The organism is Stenotrophomonas sp. SrG (genome assembly GCF_050031795.1).
Taxonomy (GTDB): Bacteria; Pseudomonadota; Gammaproteobacteria; order Xanthomonadales; family Xanthomonadaceae; genus Stenotrophomonas; species Stenotrophomonas rhizophila_A.
Window position 1 is genome coordinate 167,899 of sequence record NZ_JBNBBE010000001.1, and the last position, 16,322, is coordinate 184,220.

At 65.2% G+C, this 16,322-nt stretch carries 11 protein-coding genes; 8 read left to right on the forward strand and 3 right to left on the reverse strand.

Annotated features, from left to right (window positions below):
- Positions 1-42 precede the first annotated feature (42 nt).
- From ACQG3P_RS00765 to ACQG3P_RS00775, 3 genes are all read left to right on the forward strand, one after another.
- Complete coding sequence (locus ACQG3P_RS00765) at positions 43-450, forward strand: hypothetical protein (protein WP_426803887.1); 408 nt, start codon at positions 43-45, stop codon at positions 448-450.
- A 319-nt stretch (positions 451-769) separates the two neighbouring features.
- Complete coding sequence (locus ACQG3P_RS00770) at positions 770-1,105, forward strand: hypothetical protein (protein ID WP_426803888.1); 336 nt, start codon at positions 770-772, stop codon at positions 1,103-1,105.
- Between the two features lie 45 nt (positions 1,106-1,150).
- Complete coding sequence (locus ACQG3P_RS00775; RefSeq protein WP_426803889.1) at positions 1,151-1,687, forward strand: hypothetical protein; 537 nt, start codon at positions 1,151-1,153, stop codon at positions 1,685-1,687.
- Positions 1,688-1,744: 57 nt separating this feature from the next.
- On the opposite strand, the gene ACQG3P_RS00780 is transcribed toward ACQG3P_RS00775, so the two are convergent.
- The 3 genes from ACQG3P_RS00780 to ACQG3P_RS00790 form a co-directional block, all read right to left on the reverse strand.
- Entirely contained in the window at positions 1,745-2,242 is a 498-nt protein-coding gene (locus ACQG3P_RS00780; protein WP_354277258.1) for a ferritin-like domain-containing protein, read from the reverse strand.
- 102 nt (positions 2,243-2,344) lie between these two features.
- The gene (locus ACQG3P_RS00785; protein ID WP_426803890.1) at positions 2,345-2,596 is read right to left on the reverse strand and encodes a hypothetical protein; all 252 of its coding nucleotides are present in this window, start codon (positions 2,594-2,596) and stop codon (positions 2,345-2,347) included.
- Entirely contained in the window at positions 2,593-11,304 is an 8,712-nt protein-coding gene (locus ACQG3P_RS00790) for a GH36-type glycosyl hydrolase domain-containing protein (RefSeq protein WP_426803891.1), read from the reverse strand. Before ACQG3P_RS00790 ends, ACQG3P_RS00785 begins: the two co-directional genes overlap by 4 nt.
- 349 nt (positions 11,305-11,653) lie before the next feature.
- Here ACQG3P_RS00790 and ACQG3P_RS00795 point away from each other — a divergent pair, with 349 nt between their 5' ends.
- The 5 genes from ACQG3P_RS00795 (at position 11,654) to ACQG3P_RS00815 (ending at position 16,196) form a co-directional block, all read left to right on the forward strand.
- Positions 11,654-12,118, forward strand: a complete 465-nt coding sequence (locus tag ACQG3P_RS00795) for a hypothetical protein (RefSeq protein WP_426803892.1) — start codon at positions 11,654-11,656, stop codon at positions 12,116-12,118.
- Positions 12,119-12,629: 511 nt separating this feature from the next.
- Positions 12,630-12,998, forward strand: a complete 369-nt coding sequence (locus tag ACQG3P_RS00800) for a nuclear transport factor 2 family protein (protein WP_426803893.1) — start codon at positions 12,630-12,632, stop codon at positions 12,996-12,998.
- Positions 12,999-13,022: 24 nt separating this feature from the next.
- Positions 13,023-14,033, forward strand: a complete 1,011-nt coding sequence (locus ACQG3P_RS00805) for a L,D-transpeptidase (protein ID WP_426803894.1) — start codon at positions 13,023-13,025, stop codon at positions 14,031-14,033.
- A 120-nt stretch (positions 14,034-14,153) separates the two neighbouring features.
- On the forward strand, positions 14,154-15,647 hold the full coding sequence (locus ACQG3P_RS00810) for a DUF1254 domain-containing protein (RefSeq protein WP_426803895.1): 1,494 nt from the start codon (positions 14,154-14,156) through the stop codon (positions 15,645-15,647).
- Between the two features lie 288 nt (positions 15,648-15,935).
- A complete protein-coding gene (locus ACQG3P_RS00815) occupies positions 15,936-16,196 on the forward strand; it encodes a hypothetical protein (protein ID WP_068852137.1) in 261 nt (86 codons plus the stop codon).
- The last annotated feature ends 126 nt before the right edge of the window (positions 16,197-16,322 follow it).

A 16,322-nucleotide genomic window follows, 5' to 3' on the forward strand; every position in this document is an offset into this window, starting at 1 on the left:
CCAGTTGTGGGGCCACTGGCGGCTGAACTAGGCTCGCAGCAAATGAGCTTTGCGGCTCGGCTTGAATCCGGAGTTGGGCAGGGGATGAGAATGTTTCGCCGTCAGTTGTTCTATGTCCAGGTGCACCAAGACCACTTCGTTGCTCGCGCAGTCGGTGGAGACAGAGCAATTCGTCGCCAGTGCTACGCCCTTGGCGACCGCTCGGGTCGGGCCAGGGAATTCTCCGCCATCCGAGTTGAGCTCAAAGCAATCTTCTCGGAGCTCAAGACCGGCTTCGCATTCGTCAGGCCGTGGGCGCTTCTCCACTTTGATCCGGTCGAGTACCCGATCACGAAGGAAGGGCTCGCTGCGTTCCAAACTGCCGCCATGCGCAGCGGGGTTAGCTTCTGCTGGCTGTCCACGTGGGCGCAGCCTCATGAAGACAAGGAATTGTTGGATATGTTGAAGTAGGATCCGGCCCAACGGGCGTTGAACCGGAGGATAGGTCCGGGAATGCGTTCAAGCTGATGCAGCTACGCGGAACTGGGTCAGCCAGATCTGTTGCAGTTAGGGACAGGGATGACAAACGGTGATGTCGCCTGAGTAACGGCTTGAGAATGTCGCTTGGAGCGGGCGATCTGCGCTCGCTTGTTGGCCGGTCGCAGCTGCTCTAAGATCGCGGAACGGCCGGGGGGGATCCTGCCGCAGCGTGTTTCCTTGGTAGTTCATGAGAGTCGAAGCCGCGTCGCGGCTCGTCCTGTTTCAGTAACTTGACCGCGCAGGGGAAGTCATGGAATTGATCGGTTTCGCTATCGTACTTTTCGTATGCCTGGGTATTGGCAAGGTCATCAACATGATGACGCGCCGATTGGTGTTCAACGGCGCAGGCCTCTACCTTGCACTGTTTGCAGCCTTCGCAATCTGGAGCATCTACACGTCGTGGAACTCCACCCTTGATTCATTCCAGATGGGATACGCCCTCGGTCGCAACATCACGCCACCGCTCATCATCGCCTTGGTTGCTGCTTACTTCTTCTTCAAGTTCAGGACAGACAAGGCGCATCAACTTCGTGTCCAGAAGCTGCGCCAGAGCAGGGCAGAGCTGAGTGTGACCCCTGACAACTGAGTCAGGCAGTCGTTGTCGCCAAGCATCCAAGGGCAAGGAAGAACATTGGCAAACCATACATACCGCTTGCTCCCCAGCGCCGCTCTCGGCCTGGCTGTCATCGCGGCCGCCGCGCACCTTGGCTGGGAATACACTCACGGCGGCATCCGCAGCCACCATTTACTTAACCGAGCGGACCTGCCGACGATTTCCAATGCATGGGGCCTGCTTGTGCTACCTGTGCTGGGCTGGCTCGCTGGCAGCGTCGTCGCGCGCAGGGCGTCGGCGGCACCCTCGGCGGCACGCAAGGCGCTGGCAGGCTTTCTTGGCGCGCTGGCTGCAGGTTCCGCATTGTCGGTGGCCTTCGTCGCCGGCAGCGAGTCGGCCGCGGGAGCGGTGTTCCTGGGCGTGCTGCTCTCTGGACTGGTGTTTCCCACTTATCGGGCCGAGTACCTGTTCGGCTTCGTGCTGGGTATGACCTTCGTCTTCGGTTCCATTCTGCCCACTCTGTTCGGGCTGTTGGCAGTTGCCATCTCCGCCGCTGCACACCTGCTGCTGTGGCCAGCGGGAATGTGGGTATTGCGCCGCGCCCGCAGTCAATGAAGTGAACGGCATTGCGGAGCGGCCAGTCAGGCCGCTCCCCCGTGATGCGCTACCGGTTCAGGCAGCCTGCGCGGCCTTGGCGTTGCCCCCGGACTTGGCGATCATCGTCAGCTTCTCGTCAGTTGCCTTTTCTTCTGCAAGGGTTTCCAGCAGCAGCGGCAGCGCGTCCTTGTACCCAAGCTGCTTGGCGAGCGCGGCGATCGTGCCATAGGACGCGATCTCGTAGTGCTCGACCTTCTGGGCGCCGCCGATCAGGGCGGCATCGCGCACGGGGCCTTCCTCGATGCTGTCGATGGCCTCCTTGCCTTCCTCCACCAGACCTTCCATGGCAGCGCACTTGATGCGCTTGAGCCGGATGCCGAGCAGTTCGACCACCTTATCGATGCGCTCGATCTGGCCCTGGGTTTCCTCCAGGTGGGTCTCGAACGCGGTTGCCAGGTCCGGGTTGGTCGCCGCACGGGCCAGGCGCGGCAATGCCTTGGTGAGCTGCTTTTCGGCGCTGTAGATGTCCGACAGCTCGTGGATGAACAGGTCTTCTGCGGTTTTGATCGCCATCATGGTTCTCCGGGTGGGTGCTGAGTGAAGCACCGAACCTATGCCCCTTTCCGTGAGCTCCGCGCGCAGGTCTGTGAAGTGTTCTACACAGCCCTCTGCGCGTCACTGTTCGGGCGGCGGGCCGTCGCCCCGTTCATACCACGGCGGAAGCTCCAACGCGTGGCCCTTGAGCATGGCTTTGATGCGCGCGTACATCTGGCTTCTTTCCGTGTCCGCACACTGGTCGAGAATCTCCGCTGCAAGCTGTTCAAACTGCGGCCAGAACTGCGCCGGATGGCGCGTGTGCGCCAACCACTGCGCCAGCATCTCATCCAGCGCATCCAGCCGTTCCTGGATCTCGGGTCGCAGGCTCATCCCGGCGGCGCCTCCAGATCAAGCGTCACACGGTAGTGGTGACCATCGTCGCGGAGCTGGACGGTCAGGTCCGGCTGCAGCACGTCATCCACATGCAGGGTGGGCTGCCCCCGCGCAGTGCGGGTCACCACGAACTCGTAGCGGCTGCGACCGAACCGGTAACTCAGCTCGAACGACGGCCAGTGGTCGGGGAGGCAGGGCGCCAGCGACAGCCGGTCGCCCTGGCGCCGGATGCCGAGCAGGGATTCGACCAGCAGGCGATACATCCAACCGGCCGAACCGGTGTACCAGGTCCATCCGCCTCGGCCGACGTGCGGCGATACCGCGTACACATCGGCGGCCAACACATAGGGTTCAACGCGGTAGGTCTGGACCGCCTCCGGGTCCAACGCGTGGTTCAGGGGGTTGATCATGCCAGCCAGCTCCCAAGCGCGTGCCGCATCGCCCTGGTGTGCAAAGGCCATCGCTGCCCACACGGCTGCGTGGGTGTACTGGCCGCCGTTCTCGCGCACGCCGGGTACGTAACCCCGAATGTAGCCCGGGTCTTCCGACGTCTTGTCGAAGGGCGGATCCAGCAGCTGGATCAGCTGGGCGTCCTTCTTCACCAGATGCGTATACAGCGAATCCAGCGCCTGCTCGGCACGCTCGGGCGCGGCAACGCCGGACAGCACCGACCAGCTTTGGGAGATCGAATCGATGCGGCATTCCTCGCTCTGTTTCGATCCCAACGGCGTGCCGTTGTCGAACCACGCACGGCGATACCATTCCCCGTCCCAGGCATGCTGTTCGAGGTTCTGGCGCAGGGTGTGAGCCTGCTCCTGGCACCAGTGCGCACGGTGTTCATCGCCACGCGCATTTGCCAGGGCGATGAAGCGGCGAAGCGTGTCATGCAGGAAGAAGCCCAACCACACGCTCTCGCCGCGCTGCTGGTCGCCGACGCGGTTCATGCCGTCATTCCAGTCTCCGCTGCCCATCAACGGAATGCCGCGTTCGCCGAGCAACCGGCAACCGCGCTCCAGCGCGAGCACGCAGTGCGCATACATCGTGCCACGCAGAGCCGAAGGGGTCGGCATGTCGTAATAGCTTTCCTCTTCCAGCGTGACTGCGCGGCCTTCGATGAAGCCGACCATTTCGTCCAGCACGGTGGCGTCGCCGGTGACCTCCAGGTAGCGGCATGCGCCCTGGGGTAGCCAGAGATAGTCGTCCGAGCACCGGGTGCGCACGCCACGCCCCTGCGGCGGGTGCCACCAGTGCATAACATCGCCTTCGGCGAACTGGTGGGCAGCGCACAGCAACAGGTGTTCGCGGGCCAGATCCGGCCGGGCGTGGATGAGTGCGAGCACATCCTGCAGCTGGTCACGGAAACCGAACGCGCCGCCGGACTGATAGTAGCCACTGCGCGCCAGGTAGCGGCTGCCCAGCGTCTGGTAGACCAGCCAGCCATTGGCCAACGCGTCCAGCGCCGGGTCCGGGGTGCGCACCTGCACGCTGGCCAGCACGTGGCGCCAGTGGATGCGCACGGCGTCCAGCGCATCGTTGGCCTCGTGGGCGCCCTGGCGGCCACGGACCAGCGCGAGCGTTTCGTCGCGGTCGCGGCCGGCGCCCAGGCGGAACGTGGTTTCACTGCGCTCGCCCGGCGCCAGTTCCAGCGGCACCTGCAGCGCCGCGCAGGGATCCAGGCCGGCGCCGGAACGCCCACCCAGGCGCTCGCGGCGCAACGCCGCCGGTGCATGCAGGCCGCCGTTGCGGCCGATGAACTCCAGGCGGTCGCAGGTCCAGCCACAGCCCTCGGCATCGGTATCGAAGAAGGCCATGCGGCCGCCGAAATCGGTGCTGTAGGTATTGCGCGCCAGCAGCGCGCCGGTCTGCGGGTCGCGTTCGGTGACCACGTGCATGCGCGACTTCGCGCGCAGGTCACCCATCACCCATTCCACATAACCGATGGCCGACAGCCGCCGCGGCCTGCCCGACAGGTTGTGCAGCCGCAGCACCGAGTACTTCAGCGGCGCGGCGACGTCGACGAACACCCACAGCTCGCTGACGATGCCGTCCTCGAAGTGTTCGTACACCGTGTAGCCGAATCCGTGACGCGTACGGTACGCCCCGGTACCCCGGCGTGGCAGCGGCATCGGCGACCAGACGCGGCCGGTATCCTCGTCGCGCACGTAGAAGGCTTCGCCGCCGGTGTCGGACACCGGGTCATTGAGCCAAGGCGTCAAACGGAATTCGTGCGCGTTCTCGAACCAGGTGTAGCCCGGCGCGCTCTCGCTGACCACCGTGCCCAGGCGGGCATTGGCGATCACGTTGGCCCAAGGTGCCGGGGTGGGGGCACCTTCGCGCAGCACCACCACGTATTCGCGGCCGTCCTCGCTGAAGCTGCCGGTGCCGTTGTCGAACTGGCCGGCGCCACGGTAGGGCAGGAACGGCCACGGGTCGTCCATGTCTTCGTCGTGCGCTGGGGGCGGGGGCAGGCCGGGCTCTGGACCCGGCTCGGCGATGATGGGCAACCCTGTCGTCTGCTCCATCGAGAGTGCCAGTTCCTCCTGCACAGCCTGCGGCACCAACGCCGGAATCCGTTTCGCGGGAGTGGCTTGGCGCCCCACCTGTGCCACCAGGGTGCCATCCTCGTCACTGATCACCGCACGCGCTACGGCCTGCAACAGGATGCGGTCCTCGTGGGTCATGTTCTGCACCGGCCGCACGAAAATGCCGCCGGGGCGATCGAGCAGGCCTGTCTCCGAACTGGCGGCCACCATGCCCAGGATCTGGTCCTGCAGCTCCTGCCGGTAGCCGGCCTTGCTGTCGTTCCAGATCACCAGATCGGTGTTGAGGCCCTTCTGGCGCCAATAGGCATGCGCCTGCACCAGCTGCCGGACCAGCTCCACGTTCTCTGCGTCGGTGACCTTGAGCAGCACGATGGGCAGGTCGCCCGAGATGGCATGGCCCCACAGCCCGGATTGTCCGCGCTGGTTCTGCTGGAGCACGCTTGCCCCCGCGCGCAGCAGCGGATTGGCATACAGCACGTGGCTGGCCAGTCGCTCATAGAGCTGCGCCTCGGCCTGGGTGGCATTGATCTGCCGGCGTACCACCTGGCTGTGCGTCCAGGCCAGGTCGAATACGCGGTCGGCCAAGCGGCGGTCACGGTATTTGTCCAGTAATGCCTCGCAACCGGGGCGGTCGGCACCGATGCCATAAACCATGTCCAGCTGCACGGTCTGCTCGGGCTCCAGCACCACGCGCACACGGATGGCCACGATCGGGTCGAGCACCGAACCGTCCGAACCGGAGAGGTCGGTGTCGGTGGTCAATGCCTGCGGCGTGCGCGGCGTGTTGCCGCGCCCGAGGAAGCGCGCCCGGTCGGTTTCGTAGGAGATCGACGCCACGTCGGCGTCATGCACGGCGACCAGATGGAACATCCACGGTGGCACTTCGTCGTGCGAGCGCGGCCGCCGGGTGCACAGCACGGCCTGCTTGGCGGCCACGATCTCGCTCTGCACGAACAGGTTGCTGAAGGCCGGGTGCGCATCGTCAGCCGCCGCCGGTGCCAGCACCACTTCGGCATAGGTGGTGATTTCCACGGTGCGCGTGCGACGGCTGCGGTTGGTCAGGCGCAGGCGCCGGAGTTCGATGTCGTCCTCGGCGGAGATGGCCACCTGCAGGTGGCTCTCGCAGCCATGCAGCGCGCCACGGAATTCGGCCTTGGCGTCGGTGAAGATGGCCTCGTAGTTGTCCAGCGGCACGCAGGTGGGCTGGTGGGCGGCCGACCAGAACTCGCCGCTGTCCACGTCGCGCAGGTAGCAGAACGTGCCCCAGGCATCGGTGGTACCGTCCTCGCGCCAGCGCGTGAGCGACAGGTCGCCGTGGCGGCTGTAGCCGCCGCCGGCGTGGGTGAGCATGCCGTGGTAGCGACCATTGGACAGCAGCTGCACTTCGGGGCGCGGTCCGCCAGGTTTGCGCAGCACGCGCAAGGCAGTCTCGTGATGCGCCATGTCGGCGTGCTCGCCCAGCGCTTCGACCTCATGCGGATGGAACACGCCGATGCGCGGGATGCGCTCCTGCAGCAGCAGCAATGTGGCCTGGAACTCGACATCGGCCACGAAGCGGCGCTGCATCGGCTGGTCGCGCAACAGGTAATCCAGCGACAGCAGGCCCATGCCCTGGTGGTGGGCCATGAACGACCGCAGCAGCACGTGGTCGTGCCCCGGCGGCACCCGGGCGGGGGTGTAGTCGATCGCTTCGTACATGCCAAAGCGCCCGGCGAACCCCAATCCTTCCAGCGCCTGCAGGTTCTGGCAGGCCGCTTCCGGCGCCACCATCAGCGCCATCATGCTGGCGTAGGGCGCGATGACCCGATCCTGACCCAGGCCACGCTTCAGCCCCAACCCCGGCACGCCGAACGCGCGGTACTGGTAGTTCAGGCGCGCATCGACGGCGTTGTAGCCGGACTCGGACACGCCCCATGGCAGGTTCAGGCTGCGGCCGTAGACGATCTGCGCTTCCACCGCATGCCGCGCGGTCTGGTCGAGCAGGGTGTCCGGGTAGCTGGGCATCACCAGCTGCGGCATGAGGTACTCGAACATCGAGCCACTCCACGACAGCAGCGTCGGCGTGCCGTTGACCTCGGTAAGCAGGCGGCCAAGGGCGAACCAGCTCTCCTGCGTCAGCTCCCCCTGGGCGATGGCCACGAAGGCGCACAGCCGCGCTTCGGAAGCGAGCAGGTCGTAGAAGCTGTTGTCGAGGCGGTGGTCGTCTACGTTGTAGCCAATGGAGAGCAGTTTGCGGGAGCGGTAGAACAGGAACCCGTATTCCATCAGCGAGAACTGCCCGGCGCGGTGCGCCAGGTCCTGCAGCTGCTCGATGCGTGCGCGTGCGTCCGCACCGGCCTTACCGGGCAGGGCGGCCAGCTGGCGCAGGCTGGGTACGGGCGCATCGGCATCCGCACTGGTATCGACCGGGATATCGGCGAGCGCCGCACAGGCGGCATGGCATTCGGCCGCGAACAGTGCCGGCCAGTGCAGGTCACCGTCCTGGGGCGATACCGGTGCCGGCCACTGCCCCAGCACGGTGTCGGCCAGGCCGGCCAGCTCCTGCAGGCGGGCGAGTGCTTCGGCAGCACCGCGCGGCAGGTCGGCCCGTGTTGCCACCAGGCGCTGGCGCAGGTGGTTGAGCGCTTCGGCCAGCGGCGCGTCACCGGGGCGAAGGCGCTGCCGCTCCTCGTCCAGCACGCCGAGGGTGTCGGCCAGGCCATCGAACGTGTGCGGCGCCAGTACCGGCGCGTCCACCAGTGCGAGCAGCCCCTGGCGCAGGGTAAGCAGGTGCCCGGCCAGGTTGCCGCTGTCCACGGTGGAGACGTAACGCGGCGGCAGCGGCGCCAAGGTTTCGGTGTCGTACCAGTTCAGGAAGTGGCCGCGATGACGCGGCAGCTGGTCCAGCGTGCCAAACGCCAGCGCCGTGCGTTCAGCGACCGCGCCCTGCTGCAGGTAACCGAAGTCCCACGCCGACAGGTTGGCCAGCAGGGACAGGCCGATGTTGGTCGGCGAGGTGCGGCGCGCGACCACCAGCGCCGGATGCTCCTGGATGTTGTCCGGCGGCAGCCAGTGATCCTGTTCGCGCACCCAGGCCTGGAAGAACGACCAGGTGCGCCGTGCCAGCCGACCAAGGAACGCCCGCTGCGTGCCGGACAATTCGGCGACGATCTCGGCCGGCGGCCGGCCCAGCCACGCCATCAACGCGGGCGCGAAAGTCCACGCCAACAGGAAGGGCAGGGCGAGTGGCAGCGCCTGCGGACGCAGGACGGCTACTACCGCCACCAGCGCAAGCGCCAGCAACGATCCGGGCGCCATCACCCGCCATTCCGCGCCACGGTCGCCGCCCAGGCGGCGCTCGACTTCGCTGGAGGGATTCCACTGCAGCAGATGGCGGCGTGTGATGGCCATGCGCCACAGCGTGCGCAGCACCGCGCCGCCAGCCAGCAGTGCTTCGTAGGGCAGGCAGGCAATCTGCGTGGCAGCGCGCAGCAACGACTGCAGCGTGCCGCGCCCGACCTTGATGTAATGCGCTTCCAGCGGTGTGTCGTCCGGCACGCTCAGGGCATCGCGCAGCATGCCGATCAGCGGCGGCGCGAACCACAGGGCCAGTACCCACGCGGTCCATGCGGCCGGGTTTTCGGCGTACAGCCAACCCGCCACCAGCAGGACCAGTGCGGCGGGGGGCACCAGGCTCCGGCGCAGGTTGTCCAGCAACTTGCCGCGCGACAGCAGGCTGAGCCGGTTGCGTTCCCAGCCTGATCCCGGGCGCGGGGTCCACGGCATCAGCCAGGGCAACAGCTGCCAGTCGCCCCGGATCCAGCGCGCACGGCGCTTGGCGTCGGCGGCGTAGCGTTCGGGGTAGTCCTCGTACAGGCGCACGTCGCTGACCAGGCCTGCACGGGCATAGCAGCCTTCCAGCAGGTCGTGGCTGAGGATGCGGTTCTCGGGCAGGCGGCCCTCCAGTGCATGCTCGAAGGCGTCTACGTCATAGATGCCCTTGCCCACGAACGAGCCTTCGTCGAACAGGTCCTGGTAGACGTCCGAGACCATGCGCGTATACGGATCGATGCCCGGTTCGCTGCCGAACATCCGCGCAAACCGCGAGGTGCGGCGCCGGCCCAGGCTGGTGCCCACGCTGGGCTGCAGGATGCCGTAACCCTCCACCACGCGTTGCAGCGTTGGATCGAAGCGCGGCCGATTGAGCGGGTGGGCCAGGGTGGCGACGAACGCACGCGCCGCATCGCGCGGCAGCTGCGTATCCGAATCCAGGGTGATGACGTAGCGGACGCCGCGCAGGACCTCCGCGTCACCGACGATGCACATGAACGCGCTTCCATCGCCATGGCGGAGCAGGGCATTGAGTGCGGCCAGCTTGCCGCGCTTGCGCTCGTGCCCCATCCACACACCTTCACTGGGGTTCCATTGCCGGGGCCGATGCAGCAGGTAGAAGCGATCGCCACGTTCGGACGCGTAACGCTGGTTCAATCCCTCGATCCGTAGCACCGCGTGCGCGAGCAGGGCGTCGTCGGTCGGCAACTGCGCTTCTGCAGCGTCGAGGAAGTCGGTCAGCAGCACGAAACGCAGCTGGGGATCGCGGTTGGCGAGGAAACGGACCTCCAGCGCTTCGACCAGGACGTCGATGCCGTCGGTGCTGGACAGCATCGACGGTACCGCGACCACGGTGGCACAGGCCGCAGGAATGCCCTCGCTGAAATCCAGCTTGGGCAACGGCTTGGGAGCAACCAGCACGGTCGCGGTCCAGTTCACCAGCACGATGCCCAGCTCGCTGAACACCAGCAGCCCGAGCAGGGCAGCCAGCCAGGTGGGAACCTCGCCACTGCCGGTGGCCAGCAGGCCCCAGGTGGCCAGCACCGCCAGCAGGGTGATCGGCAGCAGGTACAGCGCCAGCGGCACGCGGTGTGCCAGTCGCCGCGCCTTGCGGTGCCGTGGCGCGGCGTCGGCCACCGCCTCAACGGTGGCATGAAGGCCTTCGCCGACCAGCCAGTAGCCCACATGCGTGCGTGGCCCGTCGGGCGGGGTAGCGGCCCGTGCCAGGTCCAGCGCGATGGTGGCAACTCGTTCTTCGGCGATGCGGCTGCCCCGGGCGATCTTCTCCACCACGTGGCGGTAGGCGTCGCGGGTACCGAAATCCATCTGCGGATAGACCGCCATGGGATCTTCCCGCAGCCGCTGCTCGACCACGCTCATGTCTTCGACAAAGGTGCGCCAATCCATGGTGGACAGGAATCGCAGGCTGCCGATGCTGTTGCTGATGGACACCTGGTCGGAGGCCTGCTGCTGGCCCTCGGCGGCAACCAGCTCTTCGATACGCTGCCCGGATGCCGCTGCCCACTGTTCGAGCCAGGCGATGGGCATGGCCCACGCGCCGCCGCGGCCCTGCAACGAACGGGTCAGCTCGGCGATGAACGCGCCGGTCAACGGCGGCTCGGAGCGCGCCATGTCGGCCACCACCAGCACCACGTCGGTGGGGGTGTCGGAGGCCGCGCGATTGAGGTCATCCGCCCATTGCGAGGCCAGCCGCCGGTCTTCCCCGTCGCGCATCACCCGCGCGGCCATGCGCCGCAGGTTCTCCAGCAGGGCCAGGCGCAGCATGATCGGGACGGCCCACAATTCGCCCAGGCTCAGCGGCGCGAGCGACTGGTAGGAAGCGATGAAGCGGCCCAGCGTATCGCCGTCTATCCGGCCATCACCGTGCGCGATCGCCTGCATCGACAGTTCATACACGCGCGGCAACCCGGCCGAAGGGCCGGTGGCAAGCGACGGCAACTGCCGGCTGTAGCCGCGCGGCAGGTGGCGCCGCGCAGTCTGGATCTGTTCTTCGACCAGGTAATAGTTGTCGAGCAGCCATTCCCCGGCCGGGGTGACCGGGCGCTGTTCGCGCACCACGCTGCTGAGCAGAGTGTTGGCATCCTGAAGGACGCGTTCGTTGGCCTGCAGACGTTCCAGCAGGCGCTCCGGGCTGGGCCGCATCCGCACGCGGTGCTGGCGCGCAAGCGCGCGGCCGTAGACCTCCATCTGTTCAACGCTGTAGAGCGCGGCCCGCAGCGGGCCCTCGGTGGCTTCAATGGCCGGAGCCGAGGCCTGGCGCTCACGCCAGCGCCAACGAACAAGCCGCCGCAGGCGAAGCCAACGGCCAAAAAGACGGCGAAGGTGGGGCATAGGATACCGGGGAGGGGGAGGCAGGTTGCGCCTTGCATCGTTGCATTTGGGGGGACGTGCACGCTGTGAAGGTCATATATATCCCTCATGCATTAGTGACATGCCGCTCCTGCGCTTTTTCGATCAATCCCGTCACTTGGACTCTCCTGACCCCTTGTCAGGGAGTGGTCCATGCAGACACACACACGATCCGCCGCACTGCGGTCGCTGGCCTGGAGTGCCGGTTATGGGTGCTTTGTCGGCCCGGCAGCAGGTGATTCTGCGCCCGAAGCTGCATTGAGATGATGGTAGGTAGGCGGGTGCCTCTCTGGCATGATGCCGGGAGGCAGGATCAGGGAGTGGGCTGGTAATGGAGTTCGATTCGATTCGCCCCGCCATCAGCGGGGCGATTGGCGGGATCATCGCGACTTGGTTGACCAGCCGATGGGCCCGGAACTTGCCTTCGCATTACAAAGGTTGGTCCCGCGACTACCTGCTGCGCCGGCACCGTCCGGCAATCTGGACGGCCAACGCGCTGTTCTTCATCGGGCTCTGTTCCGGAATCGCGCTTTACCCCATGGGTGGTTTCGCGAATACTGACTGGCGACCGTTGCTCCTGGGGTTCGGACTGGCATCTGTACTGCCGCTCCTTGCGCTCGCCGTCGTTTCCCTTCTTTCTGGCCGCAACCTCAAAGAAGCCTATGTTGCATTCGCGCTTGGCCAAGGCAGCCCGCTATGGGCGACCTATGGGATTCTCGGTGCGGGTACTGTGGCGTTTTTCTTTACCTTGGCCAGTCTGGGCCCGGAATCTGTAAATCCGACACATTGGAGGTGAACGATGAAGGCTGTAACCGCTGTCCTGTCGCTTTGCTGCGCATCTCTTTCCGTATCCGCTGCCACACCCGCATCCGTACAATTCACGGGCGTAGTACAGCAGGATGCCTTGGCCCCTGTCGCACTGGATCTCCAGCTACCATCCAGGCAAGCGGCAACCGTTCAACTCTCCAGCGGCTTCAATCTGGAGCTGACAACGCCGGGCAATCCCGCCAGTCCAGATGGGGCGCGTATCAGGCTGCTGTCGTCCAAGGGAGAGGTCATGCACACGGCTCGCGTACCGGATGCTGGCCTCGCCAGTGTTTCCTTCGCTTATCAGGTGTGCGCGGGAAGTGTTACTTACATGAGCCCGGCGCCAGCGACCGTGCCTGCCTGCAGGGCGTCAGCGCGGCTCACTCGCTGACTGGCGCATGGCGGGCTGCCGTTCGGGTCGGATGCACGGGGCAAGGTGATCCATACGCTGGCACCAGAAGCAGCACAACAGTGACGCCATCCACTTCAATGGAGTTCGCATGCACACTGAAATCCGGCAGCACGAAGAAGCCCTGCGCGCTGCGATGCTCACCAGCGACGTAGAGGCCCTGGAATCCCTTATCGCCGACGAACTGATCTTCGTGGGGCCGTCAGGCGATGTTTTTCACAAGCAGGATGATCTGGCGCTGCATCGTTCCGGACGCCAGAAGCTCACCTTGGCAGAGTGGCGATCTGTAGAGATCTCCGCGCAAGGGCAGGCCGCTGTAACCTCGGTAAAAGCCGAACTGGCAGGCACACTCGACGGCGCTGCGTTCGCCGGGCATTTCAGGTACTGCCGCTTCTGGGTAAAGACGGCGAGCGGCTGGCAGGTGCTGGGAGGTTCGGTTATCGCGTTACCATCGGCCTGAACCCATTGCTGGACGCAGCTCATGATGAAATCTGGCCTGTTGCTGATTGCGCTGATGATGTCTGCCGGGCAGGCCCTGGCCACGCCGTCATGGGGAGCGCCCAGTTCCAGCCCGGCCAACACCTCGCCGGCCGAACTCAGGCCGGGCCAGTGGGTATGGGGCGGGGATTCCAAAGCGATGGGCCCGATGGCGGTGGTGGTCAGCATCACCGAGCAGCGCGCCTACGTGTACCGCAACGGCCTGCTGGAAGCCGTGTCCACGGTGAGTACCGGCAAGCCCGGTCACGAAACGCCCACGGGTGTGTTCACCATTTTGCAGAAGGACAAGGACCACCATTCCAGCAAGTACAACGACGCCGCCATGCCTTACCAGGAGCGCCTGACCTGGGATGGCATTGCACTGCATGCCGGCGGGTTGCCGGGGTACCCGGAATCCCATGGCTGCGTGCACCTGCCCACCGAGTTTGCCCGGCGGCTGTTCGGGGCGACCAACATGGGCATGGTGGTGGTGATCGCCAAGGAGGGCGTGTCCGATCCGACGCTGGTGCACCCCCGCGTGGCCAGCCCGATCGACCCGGGCACCGGCAAGGAAGTGCTGTCCGTACCGTTGGGCACGCAGGAGGCGTTCCGCTGGCAGCCGGAGGTTGCACCCACCGGCATTGTGTCGCTGTTGCTCAGCACCAGCGACCGCCGCCTGTTCGCATACCGTGACGGCAAGGAAATCGGCCGTTCGCGCGTGGATTTCCGCGATGGCGCAGCGCCTGAAGGAACGCGCGCGTACATGGTTGCCAGCAGCAACGCGCCGGCAACCGAACCCTCATGGGTAGAGGTTGGCATCCCAGGGGAGGAAGCGGCCCGTGGCACCGTGGTGAGCCAGGCCGACGAGCAGCGCGTGCTGCTGCCCGAGGGGTTCCGTGCCGCGCTGCGGCCGCTGATGAGCCCGGGGGTGGTACTGCTCGTAACCGACCAGCATGTGCTGCCCGACACCACGGGGCCGGCATTGCAGGTGCTGAATGCCGAGCAGCCGGCACTTTAATGGCAGCGACGTCGCTCGGTAGAAATACCGAGCCGGCCTGCGTGTAACTCCTCTTGCCGGCAAAGATCCTGACGACGACAGTGGGACTGTTCCCCTGCGCCTGAGGCTGAGCTGGATCCCATGCACATCCGTCAAATACACTCCGCTGCCACATTGCTCGGCATGGCCCTGGCCTGCTGCCTGTCCCTCACCGCGTGCGGCGGCGGAAAATCACCCGAAAAGGAGACAGGTGCAACGGTTACGCCATCCCCGGCGCAACCGTCAACCACGCCCTCTGCGACCCCTTCAGCCGATGAGGCAAGAGAGATTGCCCGTGACGCCTATGTGTATGGGGTACCCATGGTGGATACCTACAAAACGGTGTACGCGTTCAATGTCGACAAGGGTAATTCCCAGTACAAAGGTCCGTTCAACTCGATTCTGAACATCGCCCGTGTGTTCACGCCCGAAGACACCGCGTTCGTAACGCCGAACTCGGACACGCCTTACTCGTTTGCCATGCTGGACCTGCGGGCGGAACCGGTGGTCATTACCGTGCCCAAGATGGAAAAGGACAGATACTTCGTCTTCCAGCTGATGGATCTGTACACCTTCAACTTCGACTACATCGGGAGCCGTGCAACCGGCAACGATGGAGGAAGCTTCCTCATTGCCGGGCCCGGCTGGAAGGGCGAAGCACCGGCTGGTATCACCAAAGTGATCCGGTCCGAGACCGACCTGGTCAGCGTGGTCGGGCGCACGCAGCTGTTCAATCCCGGCGACCTCGACAACGTAAAGAAGATACAGGCCGGCTACAGGGTTCAGCCGCTGTCGGCATTTACCGGGGGCGCTGCGCCACCGGCTGCCCCGGAAATCCAATGGATCAAGCCGACGCCCCCGGCGCAGGACCGAACCTCCCTCGAGTTCTTCAACCAGCTGGCATTTCTCCTGCAGTTTGCACAACCGGCGCACCCAAGCGAGACCGCACTGCGCGAGCGCTTCGCCATGCTGGGCATCAAACCCGGACAGCCGTTCGACGCTGGCAGCCTGTCGCCGGAGATGCAGGCAGCACTCAAAGAGGGGATGGCCGAGGGGCAGAAGCAGATCGACGCCAAGCGCGCATCATTGGGTGGTAAGACCGATACGCTGTTTGGCAACCGGGATTTCCTCAAAAACGATTACGTCGCGCGCGCCACCGGAACCCAGGTGGGTATTGGCGCCAACTCGCGTGAAGAAGCGATGTACCCCATTCTTGACAAGGATGCCAGCGGCCAGCCGCTCGATGGCAGCAAAGGCCGATACACGCTGCACTTCGCTAAGGGCGAGCTGCCGCCGGTCGACGCATTCTGGTCTGTCACCATGTACGGACTCCCCCAGCAGTTGCTGGTCAAGAATCCGATCAATCGCTATCTGATCAATTCACCGATGTTGCCGGAGCTCAAGAAGGATGCCGATGGCGGGTTGACGATCTACATCCAGAACGAGTCCCCTGGCAAGGACAAACAGGCCAACTGGCTGCCGGCGCCCGAGGGCCCGTTCGTGATGTTCATGCGCTACTACCGGCCCAAGCCTGAATTGCTCGAGAACCGTTGGCAAACCCCGCCGGTGGAGAAGGCAGGGGACGTCACCCCATAGACCGTGAGAGGGCGCATGCAGCGGGGAAGCCGCGGGCGGACAGGCTGGCACGGCAGGCACCACCAAGTAGGAGGCAAGTACCGCAAGGGTGAAAGGAGTGCGCGATCGCTCGCTGGCGGAATGCTGGAAAGGGTTGACTTTCCGGCCTGGATGGTCAAGTGGCGGCTTGGCAGAACAGAGTCCGAACGCCGGTTCAGGTCTTCACAATCCATGTACGTATCGCAGCGTCATGATTGGTCCGGCAGAGGGGGCTCTATTTACCTGAAGACCCAAGAAGGAGTACTGGAAATGATGATGACCAAGAAGAATGTGGTGTTGGGCGTGGCGCTCGTTGCCACCTTGGGCCTTGGCGGTTGCGCCACCTATAAGGACGAGTTTGCCACCATCAACTCGCGCCTCGACTCGCTGGACACGAAGGTGCAGGGCGCAGCCCAGAGCGCCGAATCGGCCAACCAGTCGGCCCAGCAGGCCAACCAGCGCCTGGATCAGATCGAAAGCCGCGTCCAGCGCCTTGAGTCGGTCCCGGCCAAGCGTCAGCCGCGCGGCTGATTGTTTGTTGCACACGTTGTAACGAACGACTGGAACATGGAGACCGGTGGCCTTTGCGGGCCGCCGGTTTCCTTGCTTGACCCGTAGTTGCTTCAAGGAATCCCCACGTCCATGCACATCCCTCCC

Excerpts from the sequence above, each read along its gene's own strand:
- ACQG3P_RS00765 (WP_426803887.1), top strand. The coding sequence starts at position 43 with ATGAGCTTTGCGGCTCGGCTTGAATCCGGAGTTGGGCAGGGGATGAGA.
- ACQG3P_RS00770 (WP_426803888.1), top strand. The coding sequence starts at position 770 with ATGGAATTGATCGGTTTCGCTATCGTACTTTTCGTATGCCTGGGTATT.
- ACQG3P_RS00780 (WP_354277258.1), bottom strand. The coding sequence starts at position 2,242 with ATGGCGATCAAAACCGCAGAAGACCTGTTCATCCACGAGCTGTCGGAC.
- ACQG3P_RS00785 (WP_426803890.1), bottom strand. The coding sequence starts at position 2,596 with ATGAGCCTGCGACCCGAGATCCAGGAACGGCTGGATGCGCTGGATGAG.
- ACQG3P_RS00790 (WP_426803891.1), bottom strand. The coding sequence starts at position 11,304 with ATGCCCCACCTTCGCCGTCTTTTTGGCCGTTGGCTTCGCCTGCGGCGG.
- ACQG3P_RS00795 (WP_426803892.1), top strand. The coding sequence starts at position 11,654 with ATGGAGTTCGATTCGATTCGCCCCGCCATCAGCGGGGCGATTGGCGGG.
- ACQG3P_RS00800 (WP_426803893.1), top strand. The coding sequence starts at position 12,630 with ATGCACACTGAAATCCGGCAGCACGAAGAAGCCCTGCGCGCTGCGATG.
- ACQG3P_RS00805 (WP_426803894.1), top strand. The coding sequence starts at position 13,023 with ATGAAATCTGGCCTGTTGCTGATTGCGCTGATGATGTCTGCCGGGCAG.
- ACQG3P_RS00810 (WP_426803895.1), top strand. The coding sequence starts at position 14,154 with ATGCACATCCGTCAAATACACTCCGCTGCCACATTGCTCGGCATGGCC.
- ACQG3P_RS00815 (WP_068852137.1), top strand. The coding sequence starts at position 15,936 with ATGATGATGACCAAGAAGAATGTGGTGTTGGGCGTGGCGCTCGTTGCC.